A 17798-nucleotide genomic window follows, 5' to 3' on the forward strand; every position below is an offset into this window, starting at 1 on the left:
CACGCCCCCGCACCCTTCTTCCGCCCCACCATCGACACGCTCTCCGCCGCCGGTCACGTCATCCATGCCCCGCCGCGACCGGCGGCGGAGTCCCCACCTGCCCGAAAGGACCCTCACGTGGCAGCTGTGCCCCTCTCCCGAACCGACACCTGGTGGCGCGACGCCGTCATCTACCAGATCTACCCCCGCAGCTTCGCGGACGGCGACGGCGACGGCACCGGGGACCTCGCGGGGGTCCGCGCGAATCTGCCGTACCTTGCCGAACTCGGCGTGGACGCCGTCTGGTTCACCCCGTGGTACCTCTCGCCGCTCGTCGACGGCGGGTACGACGTGGCCGACTACCGCACCATCGACCCGGCCTTCGGCACCCTCGACGAGGCCGAGAAACTGATCTCGGAAGCCGCCGGGCTCGGCCTCAAGGTCATCGTCGACATCGTCCCCAATCACCTCTCCGACCAGCACGTCTGGTTCCGGTCCGCCCTCGCGGCCGGCCCCGGCAGCCCGGAGCGTGAGCTCTTCCACTTCCGCCCGGGCCGCGGCGAGAACGGCGAACTCCCCCCGAACAACTGGCCTTCCCAGTTCTCCGGCGACACCTGGACCCGGGTCCCCGACGGGGAGTGGTACCTGCACCTGTTCGCCCCCGAGCAGCCCGACCTGAACTGGTCCCATCCCACCGTCCGCCGCGAACACGAGGACATCCTGCGCTTCTGGTTCGAGCGCGGCGTGGCCGGTGTCCGCATCGACTCCGCGGCCCTGCTCACCAAACACCCCGACCTTCCCGACTTCACCGAGGGCGTCGACCCGCACCCGTACATCGACCAGGACGAGATCCACGAGGTCTACCGCTCCTGGCGGGCGATAGCGGACGAGTACGACGGTGTGTTCGTCGGCGAGGTCTGGCTCCCCGACTCCGAGCGCTTCGCCCGCTATCTCCGCCCCGACGAACTGCACACCGCCTTCAACTTCACCTTCCTCGCCTGCCCCTGGGACCCCGAGCGCCTGCGCCGCACCATCGACGACACCCTCGCCGAGCACGCACCCGTCCGGGCCCCCGCCACCTGGGTCCTGTGCAACCACGACGTGACCCGGACGGTCACCCGCTACGGCCGTACGGACACCGCCTTCGACTTCGCCACGAAGGAGTTCGGCACCCCCGCCGACCTGGAGCTCGGGACCCGCCGCGCCCGCGCCGCAGCGCTCCTGACCCTCGCCCTGCCCGGTTCGGTCTACCTCTACCAGGGCGAGGAGCTGGGCCTGCCCGAGGCGGACATCCCGCTCGACCGCATCCAGGACCCGATGCACTTCCGCTCCGGCGGCAGGGACCCCGGCCGCGACGGCTGCCGCGTCCCGCTGCCCTGGGCTGCGGCCGAACCGTACGGCGGCTTCGGCTCCACCACCGAGCCCTGGCTGCCACAGCCCGCCGACTGGCCGACATACGCCGTCGACCGGCAGGACGCCGACCCCGCCTCGATGCTCAGCCTGTACCGCGCGGCGCTGCGCCTGCGCCGCGAGACCTCCGGCTTCGGCGACGGCCCGATGACCTGGCTGCCCTCCGAGGACGGGGTGCTGGCCTTCGCCCGCACCGACGGCCTGGTGTGCGTGGTGAACCTTCTCGACCGCAGCATCGAACTGCCCGTACACGAAGAAGAGTTGCTGGCGAGCGGGCCACTGGACGCCGACGGACGCCTGCCGTCCGACACGGCGGTGTGGCTGCGGCGCTGACCGCAAGGGCCCGGAACGTCCGGACCTCTCCGTCCCGACGCCGTGGAAAGCCTCGGTTCCGGACGCCCCCCGGCGTCCGGAACCGGGAGAACCCGGGGCCCCGCCTCAGGCAGCGCGGCTCGCGCTCCACGCCACCGGATGCAGCGCCGCGTACTCCAGCGGCGCCGAAGGATCGATCGACACATCCATCGGAGCGGGCTCCGCCCCGGCCCGCGCCAGCAGATCGCCGACCGCCGCGATCATCGCGCCGTTGTCCGTGCACAGCTTCAGCGGCGGCACCCGCAGCGTGATCCCGGCCGCCCGGCACCGCCGCTCCGCCAGTTCCCGCACCCGTGAGTTGGCGGCCACCCCGCCGACCACCACCAGCGTCCCCACCCCGTGATCCCGGCACGCCGCCACGGCCTTGCTGGTCAGCACATCGGCCACCGCCTCCTGGAGCGACGCGGAACCGTCCGCCAACGGCAGCTCCCGGCCCGCGATCCGCTGCTGCTCGGCCCAGCGCGCGGCCGCCGTCTTGAGACCCGAGAAGGAGAAGGCGTACGGGGCGTCCTTCGCGCCGGTCATCGGACGCGGGAACGCCACCGCACGCCGATCACCCTCCCGCGCCGCCCGGTCGATGGCCGGACCACCCGGATAGGGCAGCCCGAACACCCGGGCCACCTTGTCGAAGCACTCCCCGGCGGCATCGTCCACGGTGTCCCCGAGATGCACGATCGGATCGCGGGCCAGATCCCGGACGAGCAGCAGCGAGGTGTGGCCGCCGGAGACGATCAGCACCACGCACGGATCGGGCAGTGGCCCGTGCTCCAGGGTGTCGGCGGCGACATGGCCCGCCAGATGATGCACCCCGTAGAGCGGGACACCGAGCGTGTACGCCAGCCCCTTCGCCCCGGCGAGTCCCACCTGGAGCGCCCCGGAGAGCCCCGGGCCGGTGGTCACGGCGACCGCGTCGATGTCCGCCATGCGCAGCCCGGCGCTCTCCAGCGCCTGCCGGACGACCGGCCCGAACGCGTGCACATGGGCCCGTGCCGCGATCTCGGGCACCACCCCGCCGAAGCGGGCGTGCTCGTCCATGCTGGACGCGAGCGCGTGACCGAGCAGCCGCCCGTCCCGCACCAGCCCCGCCCCGGTCTCGTCGCACGACGATTCGATCCCGAGCACCACGGGAGAACCCACAGGAGCCTCCTTGCCATGAATAAGTAATTGCGTAAGGAATGCAACAAGATGGTCCACGGTACGTGACCGGCTCAGCGCATGGGGCAGCCGGTGGCCCGGACGGTGAGCAGGGGCAGGGGTGATCGCCCCAGGAGGCGTGAGTACCCGCACTCAGGCCCCGCGCCCCGGCCGCCAGGACGATGAGGGCGTGGCGGGCCGAGCCGGAACGGGCGGGCCCCGACCGCACCGCCGTCCACCAGGACGGCCACGCCCGCCGGACCCCGGGAGAACCGTGCTCAGCCGAATCGCCGCCGCCGTCGTCCCCTCGCTCGGACGCCTCACGGTCACCTCCGACCACGCCACGGCCCCGGCCGCCGGCAGCATCATCGTCGCCAACCACACCTCCCTGGCCGACCCGGGCATCGTCCTCGCCGCACTGCTGCGCCTCGGCGTCGAACCCGTCGTCATGGCCACCGCGGGCCTCTGGCGCATCCCGGTCCTCGGCCACCTCCTGGAGGGCGGCGGCCATGTGCCCGTGCACCGCAACACCCACCGGGCGGCGGGCGCCCTCGACGCGGCGGCCGTCGCGCTCAGGGACGGCCGCCATCTGCTCATCTACGGCGAAGGACGGCTGCCCTGCCGCACGGACGCGGCGGAGGCCCCGCCGGAGAGCTTCCGCAGCGGTCTCGCCCGCCTCGCACACGCCTCGGGGGCGCCCGTCGTGCCGCTCGGCCAGGCAGGCGCCCGCCGGGTGACCTCCGGCTCGTGCCTCAAGCAGATCTCCGGGCTCCTCACCGCCCCGGCCCGCCGCCCCCGGCTCCACGTCCACGTCGGCGCCCCGCTGCACCTCCCGCCGGAGGTCGGTGCGGCGACCGCCACCGCCCGCGAAGCCGTCACCGCCGCCTGGCGCACCGCCGCACACCACCTCGGCGAACCCGCCGCACCCACCGGACGCCGAACCGGCGAGTGATCCGGACAGCACCACGTAGGCGAGCGATCCGGAGAGCACCACGACCGGGCGGGCGATCCGGCGAGGACTACTTCGCCTCCCGCGCCGCCTGCTCCAGGCGCTGCCGGTACCCCTCCCACCAGGCACGGTCGCCCGGCGGCATGTTGTCGGTGCCGGACCGCAGCCCGACCGTCCCGTCGACCAGCTCCCGGACGATGTCCGCGTGCCCCGCGTGCCGCTGGAGGTCGGAGATCACATGGACCAGGATCTGGTGCAGGGTCACCCGGCGCCGCTCCTCGGGCCACCACCGCACCTGCCCGACCGCGTCGAGCGGCAGCTCGGCGATCGTGGCGTCCGCGTGCTCCGCCACCCGGCGGTAGAGACCGAGGACGTCCTCCCGCGACTCGTCGGGCGTCGCCCACATGTCCCGGTTCGCCTCGGCGTCGTCCTCGTAGGCGGGCGGCGCCTCGCCGAACGGCCGCCCGAACGTCTCGCCGAAATAGCCCAGCTCCACCCCGGCCGCGTGCTTGACCAGCCCGAGGAGATTCGTGCCGGTCGGCGTCAGGGGGCGGCGGACGTCGTACTCCGAGAGCCCTTCGAGCTTCCACAGCAGCGTGTCGCGAGCGAACTGCAGATAGTGCTGGAGGTCAGCCTTCGGCTGCGAAGCGTTCATGCGGAAAGTCTGTCACCGTGCACTGACATCAAGGGCCCTCCCGGGTGGCGGCGGCGTCCCCGGCGGCGTAGGTATGGAGGCGTGCCCGCTCCGGAGGACGTGTGACGCCCCGGAGCGCTCCGGCCTGCGAACGGCCGGTGACCATCAGGCCCACCCGCCGGACCGGCGTCTGCGGCGCGGCGGCTCACCAGCGGTGACGAGGAGATGGATCCCGATGACCGAGGCAGCGCAGAGCACCCCCGTACACGGGGTTCCGTGCTGGGTCAGCCTCATGACCCGGGACCTGCGGGCCGCCCAGGACTTCTACGGGACCGTCCTCGGGTGGACCTTCCGCTCCGGCACCCTCGGCGAGGGCTTCTCCGTCGCCCATGCCGACGCCCTGCCCGTCGCCGGGATCGGACAGATCGCCCCCGGCCTGCCGACAACCGTCTCCTGGACCCCGTACTTCGCCGTCGCGGACGTCGACACCGCCGCGGCCCGGGTCCGCGAACGGGGCGGCACCATCGCCGTCGGCCCGATTCGGCTGGGCCCCGGCCGGGGAGCCGTGGCCGCCGACCGCGAAGGGGCCGGATTCGGCTTCTGGGAGGGCCGGACCCCGCCCTGGTCGTTCGGCCGCGACAACATGCCCGCCTCCATCGAACTGCGTACCAGCCACGCCTTCGACTGTGCGATCTTCTACGCCGGGGTGTTCGGCTGGGACTCTCAGGAACCCGGCGGCTGCGAGGTCGGTTACGCCTACCAGCAGGACGCGGTCGTCGTACGGCAGGGCGGCCGGACCGTGGCCACCCTGCGCGGCGGCGGGGACGCGTCGGCCCTGGACCCCCGGCTGCGCCCGCGCTGGCACGTCCGCTTCCAGGTCGCGGACCTGGAAGCGGTCGCCGAGGCGGCACGCGCGGCGGGCGGAACGGCCGGCCCGCCGGTGGACTCGCCCGCCGACGGAACCGAATTGGTCATCTGCGACCCCGAAGGCGGCATCTTCACGGTCTGCGCCCACCCGCCGGACGTGCCGTGAGCCGTCAGCAGGTGCGGAACACATACCCCGGCCGTCCGGCCGGCCGGACGTCGAGATCCCGGCGCACCACCGACACCTTCGCCCCCACGGACGAACACGCCTTCGCGAAGTCGTCGTCGGTGTACTCGACGACGAACACCCTGTCCTCGTACGCGGAGGCGTAGTCGGCGCACTCGTCGTACCGGCCGCACTCCTCGGCGACGGCGAAATCGAACCCGATCGCTTCCCGCCGGTCCAGCAGATCGGTGGTGTTCTTCTGGCCGATCGCCAGCCCGGCGGTGTGCGCCCGGTCGGCCAGGAGCTTCGCGAACGCCGCGTTGTCCGCCCGGGTCAGCAGACCGTCGGAGCGCTCGAAGGAGTCCAGGTTGTCCGGCTCCACCGCCTGGAAGCCGGATTCCGCGCAGCCGTCGATCCACTCCCCGACGATCTCCGCCAGCCGGGCGCGCTTGCCCGCGGTCGAGGTGTCGAGCAGCACCTCGTCCCAGGCCTCGTCACTGACCAGCTCCCCGTCGCCGTCGCGCAGCAGCAGATCGGGGTCGTCCTGCTGCCACTGGTCCAGCGCGTCGGGCTGGGTCTGGAAGGCGTTGACGTAACAGACGTTGTACAGGCCCTCGGCCGGCGAGTCGCCGCGGTCCCGCGATACGGCCCCGACCCCGGCGGGCGGGGTGTACGCACCGCCGATCTGGTAGTCGAAGGTCACATGCGCCCGGGGCGGCACGACCTCCGGCGCGGCCCCATCCGCCGACCCCGTGGCGAAGGCGTGGGACAGGAGCAGCCCCGCTCCCGTCGCGACCACGACCCCGCAGGCCAGAGCGGCGAGCGTGCTGCGACGGCGGAGGAACGGGGGGACGGCGTGCTGGGGCATGACAAGACTCCCGGGGCTGGGCTTCGGAACCTGCCCCCGCATCATGGACGACCGATCATGAGCGAATCGTGAGCGTCCGCCCCGTGCCGCGCCGGCGGCCCTGCCGCGATCCGGCGGGGGCGAGCCGCAGGACGAACTCCGCGCCGCCGCCGGGTCGGTTCCGGACGGTGAGCGTTCCCCGGTGGGCCTTTGCGATCCGACCCACCAGCGAGAGGCCGATGCCCGTTCCACCGCCCGGCGAGCTGAACCGTTCCATCAGTTCCGGCAGCCGGGCCGGATCCACGCCCGGACCCCGGTCGGCGACCCACACCTCCGGACCGCGCACGGTCACCAGCAGATCGGCCCGGTCCGCCGGCGCACCGGGCGCCCGGCCGTGCCGTACGGCGTTGTCCAGGAGGTTGCGCACAGCGACCCGCACCAGGGCCGCGTCGGCTTCCGTCACCGACTCCGTCAGCCGCAGCTCCGGGCCGCGACCGCTGTCCGGCAGCTCCGCGCACACCTCCTCGACGAGCTGGTCCAGCCGCAGCGGCTCCGCCCGTACGACGTCCACGTCGGCCTCCAACCGCCCCCGGGTCAGCAGGTTCTCCACGACGTCGGCCATCCGGTCCGCCGCCCGCCGGATCCGGGGCAGATGCGCCGCCGGCCCGTCCGGGGAGGCGGCGGCCAGATCCACCGATCCGCGCATCACCGCGACCGGGGTCCGCAACTCGTGCGCCGCGTCGGCCAGCAGCCGTTCCTGCTGCTCCAGCGTCTGCCAGGCAGGCCGCATGCTCCGCCCGGAGAGCACATGCCCGGTCAGCGCGGCCAGCGCCGTCAGCGCCCCGGTCCCGACGACGAGGGAGAGCACCAGACTGCGGTGCTCGGCCGCGCCGTACTCCGGATCGCCGACCGCGACGGCCGCGCCCGCCACCTCGTCGGTGGCGTCGTGGTAGAAGGGCACGGCCAGCAGATGCACCGGCTCTCCCGTACGGTCGCGCGCCTCGGCCCGTACCGGTTCCTCCTCGTCCATCGCCGTACGGGTCACCGCCCACAGATCTCCGGCCGGTACGGCGAACCGCTCGGTGCGGCCCCGGAACACGGTCACCGGATCACCGCCGGGCCGTCGCTCCAGCACCAGGATCTGCGGGGTGCCCGAGGTCGCGTCGTCGTCGTCGAGGCCGTCCAGCCGGATGCGGTCGTCCTCGTAGTACACGAGCGAGGCCGCGACGGACGCCCGTCGGCGCATCTCGTCGTACTCGGCGTCCTGCCGCGCCCGGTCGTCGGTACGGATCACCAGCCAGGACAGCGCGGCCAGCCCGACGACGGTGATCAGGGTGTACGCGGCGGTCAGCCGCAGCTGCAGCCGGCGCAGCCGCCTCCGGGCCGGGGAACGACGCCGTACGGGCTTCGCCATCAGGACGGCCCCGGCTCCGCCGACAGCAGGAACCCCTGACCGCGCACGGTGTGCACGAGGCCGGGGGAGCCGAGCTTGCGCCGCAGCCCCGCGACGACGGCGTCCACCACATTGGACACCGGGTCGGCCATCTCGTCCCAGCAGTGCTCCAGCAGGTCGGTACGGGTGACGACGGCGTCCCGGTGGACGAGGAGCTGCTGGAGCACGGCGTACTCCTTCGGGCTCAGCGACAGCAGCACGCCGCCGCGCCGCACCTCGTACCGCGCCACGTCCATGACCACATCCGCACAGCTCAGGAAGGAGGGCAGCCGGGCCGCCGCCCGCCGGCTCAGGCCCCGGACCCGCAGCACCAGCTCGGGCATCGCGAACGGTTTGGCCAGATAGTCGTCCGCGCCGCTCTCCAGCCCCCGCAACCGCTCGGGCAGCGAGTCCAGGGCGGTGAGACACAGCACGGGCACCGACCAGCCGGCCCGGCGCCTGACCTCCAGCGGGACGAGGGTGTCGCCGGAGGGCACCATCCGGTCCAGCACCACACAGTCGTACGCGGTGACGTGCAGCAGCACGTCCGCCTCCGGCCAGTCCGCCGCGCAGTCCACGGCGAAGCCCCCGTCCCGCAGCCCGGACGCGATGACCTCCCGCAGGTCGTCGTCGTCCTCCACCAGCAGCACACGCATGGGGAGGACGCCTCCGATGTCGTTCCAAGGGGGAGAGACCCGCCATCCTAAGGCGTCCCGCGCCCCCGCCCCGAGGCGGCCGTCAGACCGGTGAGGCCTCGATGATCCGGAAGATGTCGGGCGCGGGCATCGACGTCACGCTCCGGAGGGCGAAGCCGCCCGCCGCGCACAGGGCGGCGAAGTCGTCCTGGGTCCGCTCACGCCCGTCGACATGGACGAGCATGTTGAGATCGCTGAGGTAGACGCCTCCCGCCGGGTCCGGCGGCACCGTGGCGGGCAGCACCGGCTCGACGATCAGCAGCGAACCGTGGTCGGGGATGACGGCCCGGATGTGCCGCAGGATGGCCGCGCACCTCTCGTCGTCCCAGTCGTGGATGATGCTCTTCAGCATGCTCCTTGAGATGGCCGAAGAAGTCCGTCCCGAACACCGTGCCGAACGTGGTCTCTCCCGTACGTACGCATTCGTCGAGCAGGTCCCAGCCCCGCAGCATGACCGGATCGGTGAACATCCGGGCCATGGCGGCCATCGTGCCGGGCGTGTCGGTGCGCAGGGCGTCGCCCGCCGTCGGGTCCGGAAGACGCCCGGTTCCGTCTCGGACAGCAACTGGAGTCCGGCGAGCGCGCGCAGCAGACGCAGCGTCGCCTGCGGATGGGTGCCGCGAGAACCGGCGAGCGCGTCGCCGCTCAGCTCGCCAGGACCGATCCGGTCGAACACCCCCAACCGCACCGCCGTACCGAGTGCCTGGGTGGCCATCTGACCGAGAACGAGCCCGGCGACCGTGCCCCGTGCCTGCCGATCAACCGCCGCCTCCCGGCCGTTGCCGGTCTCCTGACCCTGACTGTCCGTCATCACAAGCCCCTCTCGGGTCGGTTGGGTGAACCTGACCTCGCCTGGAGAGTGCTGCAGTCACCCATGCGCAGCGGTGGGCGGGGATGAGGCGGACCCGGTCAGTCCGGCCGGTCGCCGTCGAGCGCCTCTGCCGCCTCGGCCGCCACCGCATCGGCCACGGCCGCCAAGGCTGGTGAGTCCAGCTTCCACTGCTGCCAGTACAGCGGTACGACGACGGTCCGGTCCGAGGTGAGCCGCACCAGCCGGCCGTCACCCAGCAGCGGCTCCGCCTGGACCTCGGGCACCATGCCCCAGCCCATGCCTGCCGTCACCGCGTTCACGAACCCCTCCGAGGTGGGCACGAGATGACGCCGGGCGCTCGCCCGGGGCCCGAGGCCGAGCCGGCGAACGAAGGTGTCCTGGAGATCGTCGCGCCGGTCGAAGCCGATCACCGGGGCATCGCCGATCAGCTCGCGCAACGCCGTGCCCGCCCGCCGTTCCAGCCACCGGTCGGCGAAACCGGGGCTGGCCACCGGCAGATACCGCATCCGGCCCAGCCTGCGCACCGAGCAGCCCGTCACCGCCTCCGGGGACGAGGTCACCGCCGCCATCACCAGCCCCTCCCGCAGCAGGGCGGCCGTATGGTCCTGGTCCTCGCGGCGCAGCTCGTAGCAGAGGTCCAGCTGCTCCGGCACCCGCCGCAGGGCGGGCAGGAACCAGGTCGCCAGGGAATCGGAGTTGACCGCGATCGACAGGGGCGTCGGTGCGTCCGGTCCGGCCATCCCGAGCGCCGTCCGCGCATCGCGCTCCAGCCTGGCCAGCTGGCGGGCGAAGCGCACCACCACCTCGCCGGACTCGGTGGGCCGCACCGGTTTCGTGCGCATCAGCAGCACCCGGCCCGTGCGCTGCTCCAGTGCCTTCACGCGCTGGCTGACCGCCGACGGCGTCAGCTGCAGGGCGCCCGCCGCCGCGTCGAAGGTGCCTTCGTCGACCACGGCCAGCAGCGTCCGTACCTGGTCGAGAGGAAGCTCGGACATCATGAAAGCTAATGATACGTAAGAATCCTTAGCTGGACATCATATTGTCCCGCTTTGTAGCGTCGGCCGCATGATGAACGCCCTGACCACCGCGGCCGCCGGATTCGGCACCGGCCTGTCCCTCATCGTCGCCATCGGCGCCCAGAACGCCCTGGTGCTGCGCCAGGGCGTCCGCCGTGACGGTGTGCTCGCGGTGGTCGGGATCTGCGCCCTGTCCGACGCGGTGCTCATCGCGCTGGGGGTCGCCGGCGTCGGCGCGGTCGTCGTGGCCTGGCCGTCGGCGCTGACGGCGGTGGGGCTGCTCGGCGGCCTGTTCCTGATCGGCTACGGCCTGCTCGCCGCACGCCGCGTCCTGCGCCCGTCGGCCCTGCACGCCGCCGACGCGCCGGCCACGTCGCGCCGGGGCGTCGTGCTGACCTGCCTGGCGATGACCTGGCTCAACCCGCACGTGTACCTCGACACCGTGTTCCTGCTCGGGTCCGTCGCCGCCGACCGGGGTCCGCTGCGCTGGACCTTCGGCCTCGGCGCGGTCCTCGCCAGCCTGTGCTGGTTCGTCGCGCTCGGATACGGCGCCCGGATGCTGAGCGGGGTCCTGGCGCGGCCTGCCGCCTGGCGGGTGCTGGACGCGCTGGTCGCCGTGATGATGATCGGCCTCGGCGCGAAACTGGCGCTGGACGCCTGAACGCCCGGCGCCCGTTCCGCGTACGAGCCTGAAAGCCGGGTGGCCGTTCCCCCGGCTCGGTTCAGCCGACCGGATCCAGCAGGCCGAGGCGCTCGGCGCGTTCCGGCGTCAGATCGAGGGCGGTGAGGATGGAGGGCGTGGCGATACTGGGGAGTATGTGCTGCTGCAGCGTGATGTGGCGGCGCTGCAGGTCCTGGTAGTTGGTGAGAGTCTGGGAGACCGCCTGGGTTCCCGCGAAGGCGGCCACGTACAGGTCCGCCGTCTCGGTGGGCTTGACGTGGGGGAGCAGCTCGCCGTTGTGTTTGGCACTGCTGAGGAGGTGATGGGTGGCTTCCTGCCAGCGGAGAAAGGGGCCGCTGCGGTCGAGGCCCTGTGCCTGCTGGTCCATGGAGAGGCGGACGCCCGCCCGGGCGAGGAGGCTGGTCTGCAGACGATGGCTGAACAGCATGCCCAGGTCGATGAGTTCCTGGAGTTTGAGAGCCTGGTCCGGAACGGTCTGAGGTGGCTCCTGTGCATCGAGAACACCGAGCGCGAGATCTTCCTTGGACGGGAAATGGAAGTAGAGAGCGCCTTTGGTGACGCCGGAGCTCTTGAGTATCTCGGTGATCGTCGCGGCTTGATAGCCGTATTTCTCGAAGGCCTGCGCCGCTGCCATCAGGATTGTCTGGCGGGTGCGGATCGCCCGGTCCTGCTTGGCCATCCTGTCTCCTTTGCTGGGCGAGGGCCCGGGAAACGGCTGGGACGGTGTGGGGGGACGACCCTGCCGGGGATAGAAAAAAAACCGATTAGTCTGTATCTTATCAGCGCACGTGCATCGCAGGAACGGCTCGCCATCACATGACCCCTGGGGGGAGTTATGCCCGAAGCAGCAGTCTTGATCGATCCGGTGCCGGCTATGGATTCGGAGGCCGAGGTGGTGCATCCCGTGGGGATCGACATGGTGCACCGGACCAGGCCGGAGGACGCCTTTCCGCGTAACTGGGTGCGCCTGGCAAGCGATCGGTTCTCGGTCGCGGCGGTCCTGCCGCACGATCATCCGTTCTTCGCCCCGGTGAGCGGCGACCGGCACGATCCGCTGCTGGTGGCGGAGGCGATGCGACAGGCGGCCATGCTCTCCTTCCACGCCGGGTACGGCGTCCCGGTGGGCTACCACTTCCTGATGGCGGACCTCGACTACGCGTGCGACCTGGACCACTTGGGCGTCGGCGGCGCCCCTGCCGAGATCGACGTGGAGGTGTTCTGCTCCGATCTGAAGTGGCGGGGCGGACTGCCCGTACAGGGGCGCGTGGGCTGGGCGGTCCACCGCGACGGGGAACTGGCCGCGACGGGGACGGGCGCGACCCGCTTCACGAACCCCAAGGTGTACCGGCGGATGCGCGGTGACACACCCGCCGAGGCGATAGCGATACCGCAGGCGACGCCGGTCTCCACCGCCGGGGCGGGCCGCACCAGGGCCGAGGACGTGGTGCTCTCGGAGACCGGCCGGGACGGGGTGTGGGAACTGCGCGTGGACACCCGGCATCCGACGCTGTTCCAGCGACCCAACGACCATGTCCCGGGCATGCTGCTGCTGGAGGCGGCCCGTCAGGCGGCCTGCCTGGCGGCGGGGCCCGGCGGAATCGTTCCGGCGGAGGCGCGCAGCCGGTTCCACCGGTACGCCGAGTTCGACAGCCCGTGCTCGATCGGGGCGGTGGTCCAGCCGGGGACGGTCGAGGATACGGTGACGGTCCAGGTGGCAGGCCATCAGGGCGGCGAACCGGTGTTCTCCACCGTTCTGTCCGGCCCGCGGGTCAATGGCTGAAAGGTTTTCCGAATGATTCTCGTGACCGGGGCGACCGGAGCTGTGGGCCGTGAGGTCGCCGGACAGCTGGCGGCGGCAGGCCCGGTGCGGATTCTCGCGCGCAGTCCCGAGCGGCTGACGGTACGAGGGAGCGGGGTCGAGGTCGTCGAGGGGGAGTACGGGGACCGCTCCGCCCTCGACCGGGCCATGCGGGGCGTCACCTCGGTCTTCCTGGTGACGAAGAGTCCTACGGAGCCCCACGACGAGTGGGTCGCCGCGGCGGCGGCAGCGGCGGGCGTCCGCCACCTGGTCAAGCTGTCCATGATGGCGGTGGAGGAGCCGGGGGCCGACGACTTCATCACCCGGCGTCAGCGGGAGAACGAACAGGCCGTGCGGGAGTCGGGGGTCGCCTGGACGTTCGTCCGTCCCAGGACGTTCATGTCCAACACGCTGTCCTGGGCGCCCGGCATCCGGTCGGCCGGAGTGGTGCGCGCCCTGTACGGCGACGCGCCGGTCGCCTGCGTCGACCCGCGCGACGTCGCGGCGGTGGCCGTCGCCGCGCTCACCGGTACGGGGCACGAGGGCAGGGCGTACGCCGTGTCGGGCCCGGAGGCGATCACCGCGCGGGAGCAGACGGCCGAGCTCTCCCGGGTGCTGGAGCGGCCGTTGCACTTCGAGGAACTGGGCGTGGACGCCGCGCGCACGGCCCTGCTGGCGACGTACCCGCGCCCCGTCGCGGAAGCCTTCCTGGAGAGCGCGGAGCGGCAGCGGGCGGGCGCGAAGGCGACGGTGGTGCCCACCGTCGAGGAACTGACAGGGCGTCCGGCCCGGCCGTTCCGGATCTGGTCGGCCGATCACGCGAACGCGTTCTCGGTGTAGTACCGCGTGACAGATCGCAAATACGTGCGATGATCCGCTCTTTCCCTTTCCGGCCCGGTTTCATGGCCCGAAGTGCAGAGATTTCATGGCCCGAAGGGAAGAAGTGGCCGGAAAGGATCCCGGAAGCCTCCGCCGGCTTCTTCCGTTCTCTGGAAATGAAACCGGTAAGTTGGTTTGATAACTCCATGAAGCCGTCCCACTGCCCCGGCGGGGAGCCCTCCACCGGGGCAGCCGCCTTTTCCGTTCCCCTGTCCGGTCGCCCATTCTTCGAGCGGAGCCCCCGGTGACCAAACAGGAGCGGGCCACCCGTACCCGCCGGTCACTGATCCGATCCGCCGCCACCGTCTTCGAGCAGCACGGCTACGCGCAGGCGCGGCTGACGCTGATCAGTTCCGGCGCGGGCGTCAGCACCGGCGCGCTGCACTTCCACTTCGAGAACAAGGCCGCGGTCGCGGAAGCGGTGGTGGTGGAGGCGTCCCGGGAGCTGCGCGAGATGTCCGGCGCGATCCGGAGCAGGACGGACACCGCCCTGCAGGCGCTCGTCGACAGCTCGCACGCTCTCGCGGAACGGCTGCGCGAGGACCCGGTGAGCCGGGCCGGATTCCGGCTGAGCTGCGACGCCGCGAGAACCACCGCCCCGGACCTGAGGGCGCAGTGGCACCACCGCGTGCGGGAACTGCTGGACGAGGCGGCCGCCGCCGGAACACTCGCCGAGGACGTCTCCCGCGAGGACGCGGCGGCCGCCACGGTCGCCGCGACGGCCGGGTTCGAGGTGCTCGGCCGGCACGATTCCGGGTGGCTCTCCCCGTACATGCTCACCGGCTTCTGGCAGTTGCTGCTGCCCCGGCTCGCCGCCGCACAGACCCTGCCGCTCCTGGACCCGGCCGGCACGGTTGCGACGGCATCGACCCGGATTTCCGCGCCTGCGGCGTGCGCCACCGATGAGGCGGAGGCGGCGGCAGGAGTGGCGCCCGAGGAGGTGGCGGCGGTGGCCGAGGCCGACTGACCGGCCGGCCGGCCCGGCGCGTGCCGATGCTCCGCCCGCTCGGTACCTTCCGCCGCATGGCTGACGAGATGTTCGCGGATCCCCGACTGGCTGCGCTCTACGATCCGCTCGACCCCGACCGAGGAGATCTGGACCCGTACGTCCGCATCGCCGAGAAGTTCGGTGCACGGCGGGTGCTGGACATCGGCTGCGGTACCGGTGTGTTCGCCTTGCTGCTGGCGGACCGAGGGTTCGAGGTCGTCGGCGTCGACCCCGCCCGGGCCTCGGTCGACGTGGCGCGCGCCAAGCCGGGCGGTGACCGGGTCCGCTGGATCAGCGGTGACGCTTCGGCTCTTCCGCCGTTGCGGGTCGACCTGGCCACCATGACGGCCAACGTGGCACAGGAGATCACCGACCCGCGCGACTGGCGGGCGACGCTGCGCGGTGCCTACGAGGCGCTACGGCCGGGCGGGCACCTGGTCTTCGAGACGCGGGACCCGGCCCGGCGCGCCTGGGAGGCGTGGAACCGGAAGCGTTCGCACCGTGTCACCGAGATCATCGGCCTCGGCCCCGTCGAGAGCTGGGTCGAGGTGACCGGGGTCGCCGGGCCGCTCGTGTCGTTCCGTTGGACCTACGTCTTCGCGGTCGACGGCCGGGTCCTCACCTCCGACTCCACGCTGCGGTTCCGCGAGCGTCAGGAGGTCGAGGCGGACCTGACGGCCCGGGGCTTCGTCGTGCGCGAGGTGCGTGACGCACCCGACCGGCCGGGCCGGGAGTTCGTCCTCATCGCTCGTCGTCCGGACCCCGACCCGCGCCGCTGATCACATCCGCCCGGCCCGCGTCGGCGCCCCAGCTCGCCAGCAGGCGCAGGGCCTGGGCCGACTCCGAACCCGGCTCCGCGTGGTAGGTCACCAGCTGCTGGTCCTCGTCGTCCGGGAGGTTCAGCGTCTCGTACGACAGGGTCAGATCGCCGACGAGCGGATGCCGGATCAGCTTGATGCCGTGGCCCTTCTCCTTGACGTTGTGCGTGGCCCACAGCCGCCGGAACTCCTCGCTCTTCAGCGAGAGTTCGCCCACCAGCGCCGACAGCTGCGGATCCTCGGGGTGGCAGCCCGCGTACAGCCGGAGATAGCTGACCATGTCCGAGGCCTTGGAGTCCCAGTTCAGAAACAGGTCCCGGTAGGCGGGGGAGAGGAACACCAGACGCGCCCAGTTCCGCTCGGCCTGCGGCAGTGCGGCCCAGTCGCCGAACACCGCCGCCGCCATCGGATTCCAGGCGAGGATGTCGGACCGCGCCCCGGCCACGTACGCGGGAATGCCCTCCATGTTGTCGAGGAGATACAGCAGCCCGGTCCGCACCCGCTGCACCCTCGCCGGGCGGCGCTTCTTCTTGTGCCGGGCCGGCCTCGCCAGATGGTTCAGGTGCGCGTGCTCGGCGTCGGTGAGCCGCAGCGCGCGGGCGATCGCGTCGAGCACCTCGGCCGACACATTGCGCCCGTTGCCCTGCTCCAGACGCGTGTAGTACGCCACGGACACCCCGGCCAGCTGCGCCAGCTCCTCCCGGCGCAGCCCGGGCACCCGACGGGCCCGGCCGAACTCCGGCAGTCCCACGTCCTGCGGCTGGAGCTTGGCCCTGCGGGTGCGCAGGAACTCACTGAGTTCGGCACGCCGGTCCAGCGGCTCGGGTGCGGCGGCCTCCGGCTGATCGTCCATGGGTTCCATTATTCCTGCGATGCGTGGTCGTAGGCGGCCGAGCCTGTCCCCGTCAGTAGTAGGACCACTGGACGTAGGCAAAGCGGTGGGCTGGGTAAACGTCGGACACGGAGTGAGGCTGGGACACGTTCCTACCGCATCACCCAGAGGAGAACCTCCGGCATGACCACCGTTGCCGCCTACGCCGCTCCCCGTGCCAAGGCCCCGCTGGAGCGCACCACGATCGAGCGTCGTCCGGTGGGCGAGTTCGACATCCTGATCGACATCAAGTTCGCCGGTATCTGCCACTCCGACATCCACCAGGCCCGCGACGGCTGGGGCGAGGGCATCTTCCCGATGGTGCCCGGCCACGAGATCGCCGGGATCGTCGCCGAGACCGGCTCCGGGGTCACCCGGTTCAAGGTCGGCGACCGCGTCGGCGTCGGCTGCATGGTCGACTCCTGCGGAAAGTGCGACGCCTGCCTGATGGGCCGCGAGGAGCACTGTGCCGAGGGCAACACCCAGACGTACAACGCCCTCGACCGCAGCGGCGAGCCCACCTACGGCGGCTACTCGACGCACATCGTCGTGACCGAGAAGTTCGCCGTCACCATCCCCGAGGGCATCGCCCTCGACGAGGCCGCGCCGCTCCTGTGCGCCGGCATCACCACGTACTCGCCGCTGAAGCGCTGGGGCGCGGGCCCCGGCAAGAAGGTCGCCGTCGTCGGCCTCGGCGGTCTCGGACACATGGCCGTCAAGATCGCGCACGCACTCGGCGCCGAGGTCACGGTCCTCTCCCAGTCCCTGCGGAAGAAGGACGACGGGCTCAAGCTGGGCGCCGACCACTACTACGCGACCAGCGACCCCGAGACCTTCGAGGAGCTGGCCGGCACCTTCGACGTCATCCTCTCCACGGTCTCGGCCCCGCTGGACTTCGGCGCCTACCTCGGACTCCTGCGCACGGACGGCACCCTCGTCAACGTGGGCGCCCCCGAGGAGCCGATCTCGCTGAACCTCTTCTCCCTGATCATGGGCAACCGGTCGATCGCGGGTTCGGCGATCGGCGGCATCGCGGAGACCCAGGAGATGCTGGACTTCTGCGCCGTGCACGGGCTCGGCGCCGAGATCGAGGTGATCGGCGCGAGCCAGGTCAACGAGGCGTACGAGCGGGTTCTCGCGAGCGACGTCCGCTACCGCTTCGTGATCGACACGGCGACCATCTGAGCCACCACGGCCCGCCCCCACCGTGCGGGCGACCGCCCGGCCGTGTCCTCCTCGCCGGCGTCCGCCCCGAGCACCAGGTGCTCGGGGCGGACGCCTTTCCCGTCCGGCGCACAGCGCCCGACCGATCGCCGGGCATGGACCGATCGAGCCTCCCGCACCCCGAGCCCTTCGCCATCGCGCGGGCGCTCCGGTCCCGGCCGACAATGGCCGGAGGCAGTCCTGAGGGCGTCACCGGGGGCCGGCCCGG

18 protein-coding genes and 1 pseudogene are annotated in these 17798 nt (G+C 72.0%); 9 read left to right on the top strand and 10 right to left on the bottom strand.

The genetic code is table 11. The features are described 5' to 3' along the window. Window positions 1-117: 117 nt before the first annotated feature. Window positions 118-1722 carry a glycoside hydrolase family 13 protein gene (locus tag AC0VY3_RS17180; protein WP_475549951.1) on the top strand — a complete coding sequence of 535 codons (1605 nt, stop codon included), beginning with the start codon at window positions 118-120 and terminating at the stop codon, window positions 1720-1722. A gap of 105 nt (window positions 1723-1827) precedes the next feature. Here AC0VY3_RS17180 and tsaD read toward each other — a convergent pair whose 3' ends face one another. Beyond that, on the bottom strand, window positions 1828-2898 hold the full coding sequence (gene tsaD / locus AC0VY3_RS17185; RefSeq protein WP_475549952.1) for a tRNA (adenosine(37)-N6)-threonylcarbamoyltransferase complex transferase subunit TsaD: 1071 nt from the start codon (window positions 2896-2898) through the stop codon (window positions 1828-1830). A 271-nt stretch (window positions 2899-3169) separates the two neighbouring features. Here tsaD and AC0VY3_RS17190 point away from each other — a divergent pair, with 271 nt between their 5' ends. Beyond that, a complete protein-coding gene (locus tag AC0VY3_RS17190) occupies window positions 3170-3847 on the top strand; it encodes a lysophospholipid acyltransferase family protein (protein WP_475549953.1) in 678 nt (225 codons plus the stop codon). Window positions 3848-3914: 67 nt separating this feature from the next. On the opposite strand, the gene AC0VY3_RS17195 is transcribed toward AC0VY3_RS17190, so the two are convergent. Further along, the gene (locus tag AC0VY3_RS17195) at window positions 3915-4499 is read right to left on the bottom strand and encodes a DinB family protein (protein WP_475549954.1); all 585 of its coding nucleotides are present in this window, start codon (window positions 4497-4499) and stop codon (window positions 3915-3917) included. A gap of 214 nt (window positions 4500-4713) precedes the next feature. Here AC0VY3_RS17195 and AC0VY3_RS17200 point away from each other — a divergent pair, with 214 nt between their 5' ends. Further along, window positions 4714-5511: a VOC family protein gene (locus AC0VY3_RS17200; protein WP_103512268.1), complete on the top strand. Its 798-nt coding sequence runs from the start codon at window positions 4714-4716 to the stop codon at window positions 5509-5511. A 4-nt stretch (window positions 5512-5515) separates the two neighbouring features. Here the strand turns inward: AC0VY3_RS17200 and AC0VY3_RS17205 are convergent, their stop codons facing one another. From AC0VY3_RS17205 to AC0VY3_RS17230, 6 genes and pseudogenes are all read right to left on the bottom strand, one after another. Then, a complete protein-coding gene (locus tag AC0VY3_RS17205; RefSeq protein WP_475549955.1) occupies window positions 5516-6376 on the bottom strand; it encodes an endo alpha-1,4 polygalactosaminidase in 861 nt (286 codons plus the stop codon). A gap of 55 nt (window positions 6377-6431) precedes the next feature. Beyond that, the gene (locus tag AC0VY3_RS17210) at window positions 6432-7769 is read right to left on the bottom strand and encodes a sensor histidine kinase (RefSeq protein WP_475549956.1); all 1338 of its coding nucleotides are present in this window, start codon (window positions 7767-7769) and stop codon (window positions 6432-6434) included. Beyond that, complete coding sequence (locus AC0VY3_RS17215; protein ID WP_030082193.1) at window positions 7769-8443, bottom strand: response regulator transcription factor; 675 nt, start codon at window positions 8441-8443, stop codon at window positions 7769-7771. Before AC0VY3_RS17215 ends, AC0VY3_RS17210 begins: the two co-directional genes overlap by 1 nt. Before the next feature lie 82 nt (window positions 8444-8525). After that, entirely contained in the window at window positions 8526-8834 is a 309-nt protein-coding gene (locus AC0VY3_RS17220) for a methyltransferase (RefSeq protein ID WP_308462590.1), read from the bottom strand. Window positions 8835-9026: 192 nt separating this feature from the next. After that, window positions 9027-9293 (bottom strand): annotated as a pseudogene (locus AC0VY3_RS17225) (methyltransferase family protein); the annotation flags it as partial. Window positions 9294-9391: 98 nt separating this feature from the next. After that, a complete protein-coding gene (locus AC0VY3_RS17230) occupies window positions 9392-10312 on the bottom strand; it encodes a LysR family transcriptional regulator ArgP (protein ID WP_103512265.1) in 921 nt (306 codons plus the stop codon). 67 nt (window positions 10313-10379) lie between these two features. Here AC0VY3_RS17230 and AC0VY3_RS17235 point away from each other — a divergent pair, with 67 nt between their 5' ends. After that, window positions 10380-10991 carry a LysE/ArgO family amino acid transporter gene (locus AC0VY3_RS17235; RefSeq protein ID WP_137231282.1) on the top strand — a complete coding sequence of 204 codons (612 nt, stop codon included), beginning with the start codon at window positions 10380-10382 and terminating at the stop codon, window positions 10989-10991. Window positions 10992-11052: 61 nt separating this feature from the next. Here the strand turns inward: AC0VY3_RS17235 and AC0VY3_RS17240 are convergent, their stop codons facing one another. Continuing rightward, window positions 11053-11691, bottom strand: coding sequence for a ScbR family autoregulator-binding transcription factor (locus tag AC0VY3_RS17240; RefSeq protein WP_103512263.1), 639 nt, complete (start codon window positions 11689-11691; stop codon window positions 11053-11055). Window positions 11692-11886: 195 nt separating this feature from the next. On the opposite strand from AC0VY3_RS17240, the gene afsA reads away from it, so the two are divergent. The 4 genes from afsA to AC0VY3_RS17260 all read left to right on the top strand — a co-directional run bounded on the left by afsA (window position 11887) and on the right by AC0VY3_RS17260 (window position 15456). Next, on the top strand, window positions 11887-12792 hold the full coding sequence (gene afsA / locus AC0VY3_RS17245; protein WP_475549957.1) for a 2-oxo-3-(phosphooxy)propyl 3-oxoalkanoate synthase: 906 nt from the start codon (window positions 11887-11889) through the stop codon (window positions 12790-12792). Between the two features lie 12 nt (window positions 12793-12804). After that, complete coding sequence (locus AC0VY3_RS17250) at window positions 12805-13650, top strand: NAD(P)H-binding protein (RefSeq protein WP_103512261.1); 846 nt, start codon at window positions 12805-12807, stop codon at window positions 13648-13650. A gap of 283 nt (window positions 13651-13933) precedes the next feature. Next, on the top strand, window positions 13934-14656 hold the full coding sequence (locus AC0VY3_RS17255) for a ScbR family autoregulator-binding transcription factor (RefSeq protein WP_103512260.1): 723 nt from the start codon (window positions 13934-13936) through the stop codon (window positions 14654-14656). A gap of 56 nt (window positions 14657-14712) precedes the next feature. Beyond that, window positions 14713-15456, top strand: coding sequence for a class I SAM-dependent methyltransferase (locus AC0VY3_RS17260; RefSeq protein ID WP_475549958.1), 744 nt, complete (start codon window positions 14713-14715; stop codon window positions 15454-15456). Here the strand turns inward: AC0VY3_RS17260 and AC0VY3_RS17265 are convergent. Beyond that, the gene (locus AC0VY3_RS17265) at window positions 15419-16348 is read right to left on the bottom strand and encodes a helix-turn-helix domain-containing protein (RefSeq protein WP_475549959.1); all 930 of its coding nucleotides are present in this window, start codon (window positions 16346-16348) and stop codon (window positions 15419-15421) included. The genes AC0VY3_RS17260 and AC0VY3_RS17265 overlap by 38 nt on opposite strands. A gap of 162 nt (window positions 16349-16510) precedes the next feature. On the opposite strand from AC0VY3_RS17265, the gene AC0VY3_RS17270 reads away from it, so the two are divergent. After that, the gene (locus tag AC0VY3_RS17270; protein ID WP_475549960.1) at window positions 16511-17551 is read left to right on the top strand and encodes an NAD(P)-dependent alcohol dehydrogenase; all 1041 of its coding nucleotides are present in this window, start codon (window positions 16511-16513) and stop codon (window positions 17549-17551) included. The last annotated feature ends 247 nt before the right edge of the window (window positions 17552-17798 follow it).

This window comes from Streptomyces sp. iso_384, from assembly GCF_056172905.1.

Bases quoted from the DNA above. Each gene is read 5' to 3' on its own strand.
- AC0VY3_RS17210 (WP_475549956.1), bottom strand. From the start codon at position 7,769: ATGGCGAAGCCCGTACGGCGTCGTTCCCCGGCCCGGAGGCGGCTGCGC.
- AC0VY3_RS17215 (WP_030082193.1), bottom strand. From the start codon at position 8,443: ATGCGTGTGCTGCTGGTGGAGGACGACGACGACCTGCGGGAGGTCATC.
- AC0VY3_RS17200 (WP_103512268.1), top strand. From the start codon at position 4,714: ATGACCGAGGCAGCGCAGAGCACCCCCGTACACGGGGTTCCGTGCTGG.
- AC0VY3_RS17265 (WP_475549959.1), bottom strand. From the start codon at position 16,348: ATGGACGATCAGCCGGAGGCCGCCGCACCCGAGCCGCTGGACCGGCGT.
- afsA (WP_475549957.1), top strand. From the start codon at position 11,887: ATGGATTCGGAGGCCGAGGTGGTGCATCCCGTGGGGATCGACATGGTG.
- AC0VY3_RS17195 (WP_475549954.1), bottom strand. From the start codon at position 4,499: ATGAACGCTTCGCAGCCGAAGGCTGACCTCCAGCACTATCTGCAGTTC.
- AC0VY3_RS17250 (WP_103512261.1), top strand. From the start codon at position 12,805: ATGATTCTCGTGACCGGGGCGACCGGAGCTGTGGGCCGTGAGGTCGCC.
- AC0VY3_RS17205 (WP_475549955.1), bottom strand. From the start codon at position 6,376: ATGCCCCAGCACGCCGTCCCCCCGTTCCTCCGCCGTCGCAGCACGCTC.
- AC0VY3_RS17270 (WP_475549960.1), top strand. From the start codon at position 16,511: ATGACCACCGTTGCCGCCTACGCCGCTCCCCGTGCCAAGGCCCCGCTG.
- AC0VY3_RS17230 (WP_103512265.1), bottom strand. From the start codon at position 10,312: ATGATGTCCGAGCTTCCTCTCGACCAGGTACGGACGCTGCTGGCCGTG.
- AC0VY3_RS17240 (WP_103512263.1), bottom strand. From the start codon at position 11,691: ATGGCCAAGCAGGACCGGGCGATCCGCACCCGCCAGACAATCCTGATG.
- AC0VY3_RS17220 (WP_308462590.1), bottom strand. From the start codon at position 8,834: ATGCTGAAGAGCATCATCCACGACTGGGACGACGAGAGGTGCGCGGCC.
- AC0VY3_RS17235 (WP_137231282.1), top strand. From the start codon at position 10,380: ATGATGAACGCCCTGACCACCGCGGCCGCCGGATTCGGCACCGGCCTG.
- AC0VY3_RS17260 (WP_475549958.1), top strand. From the start codon at position 14,713: ATGGCTGACGAGATGTTCGCGGATCCCCGACTGGCTGCGCTCTACGAT.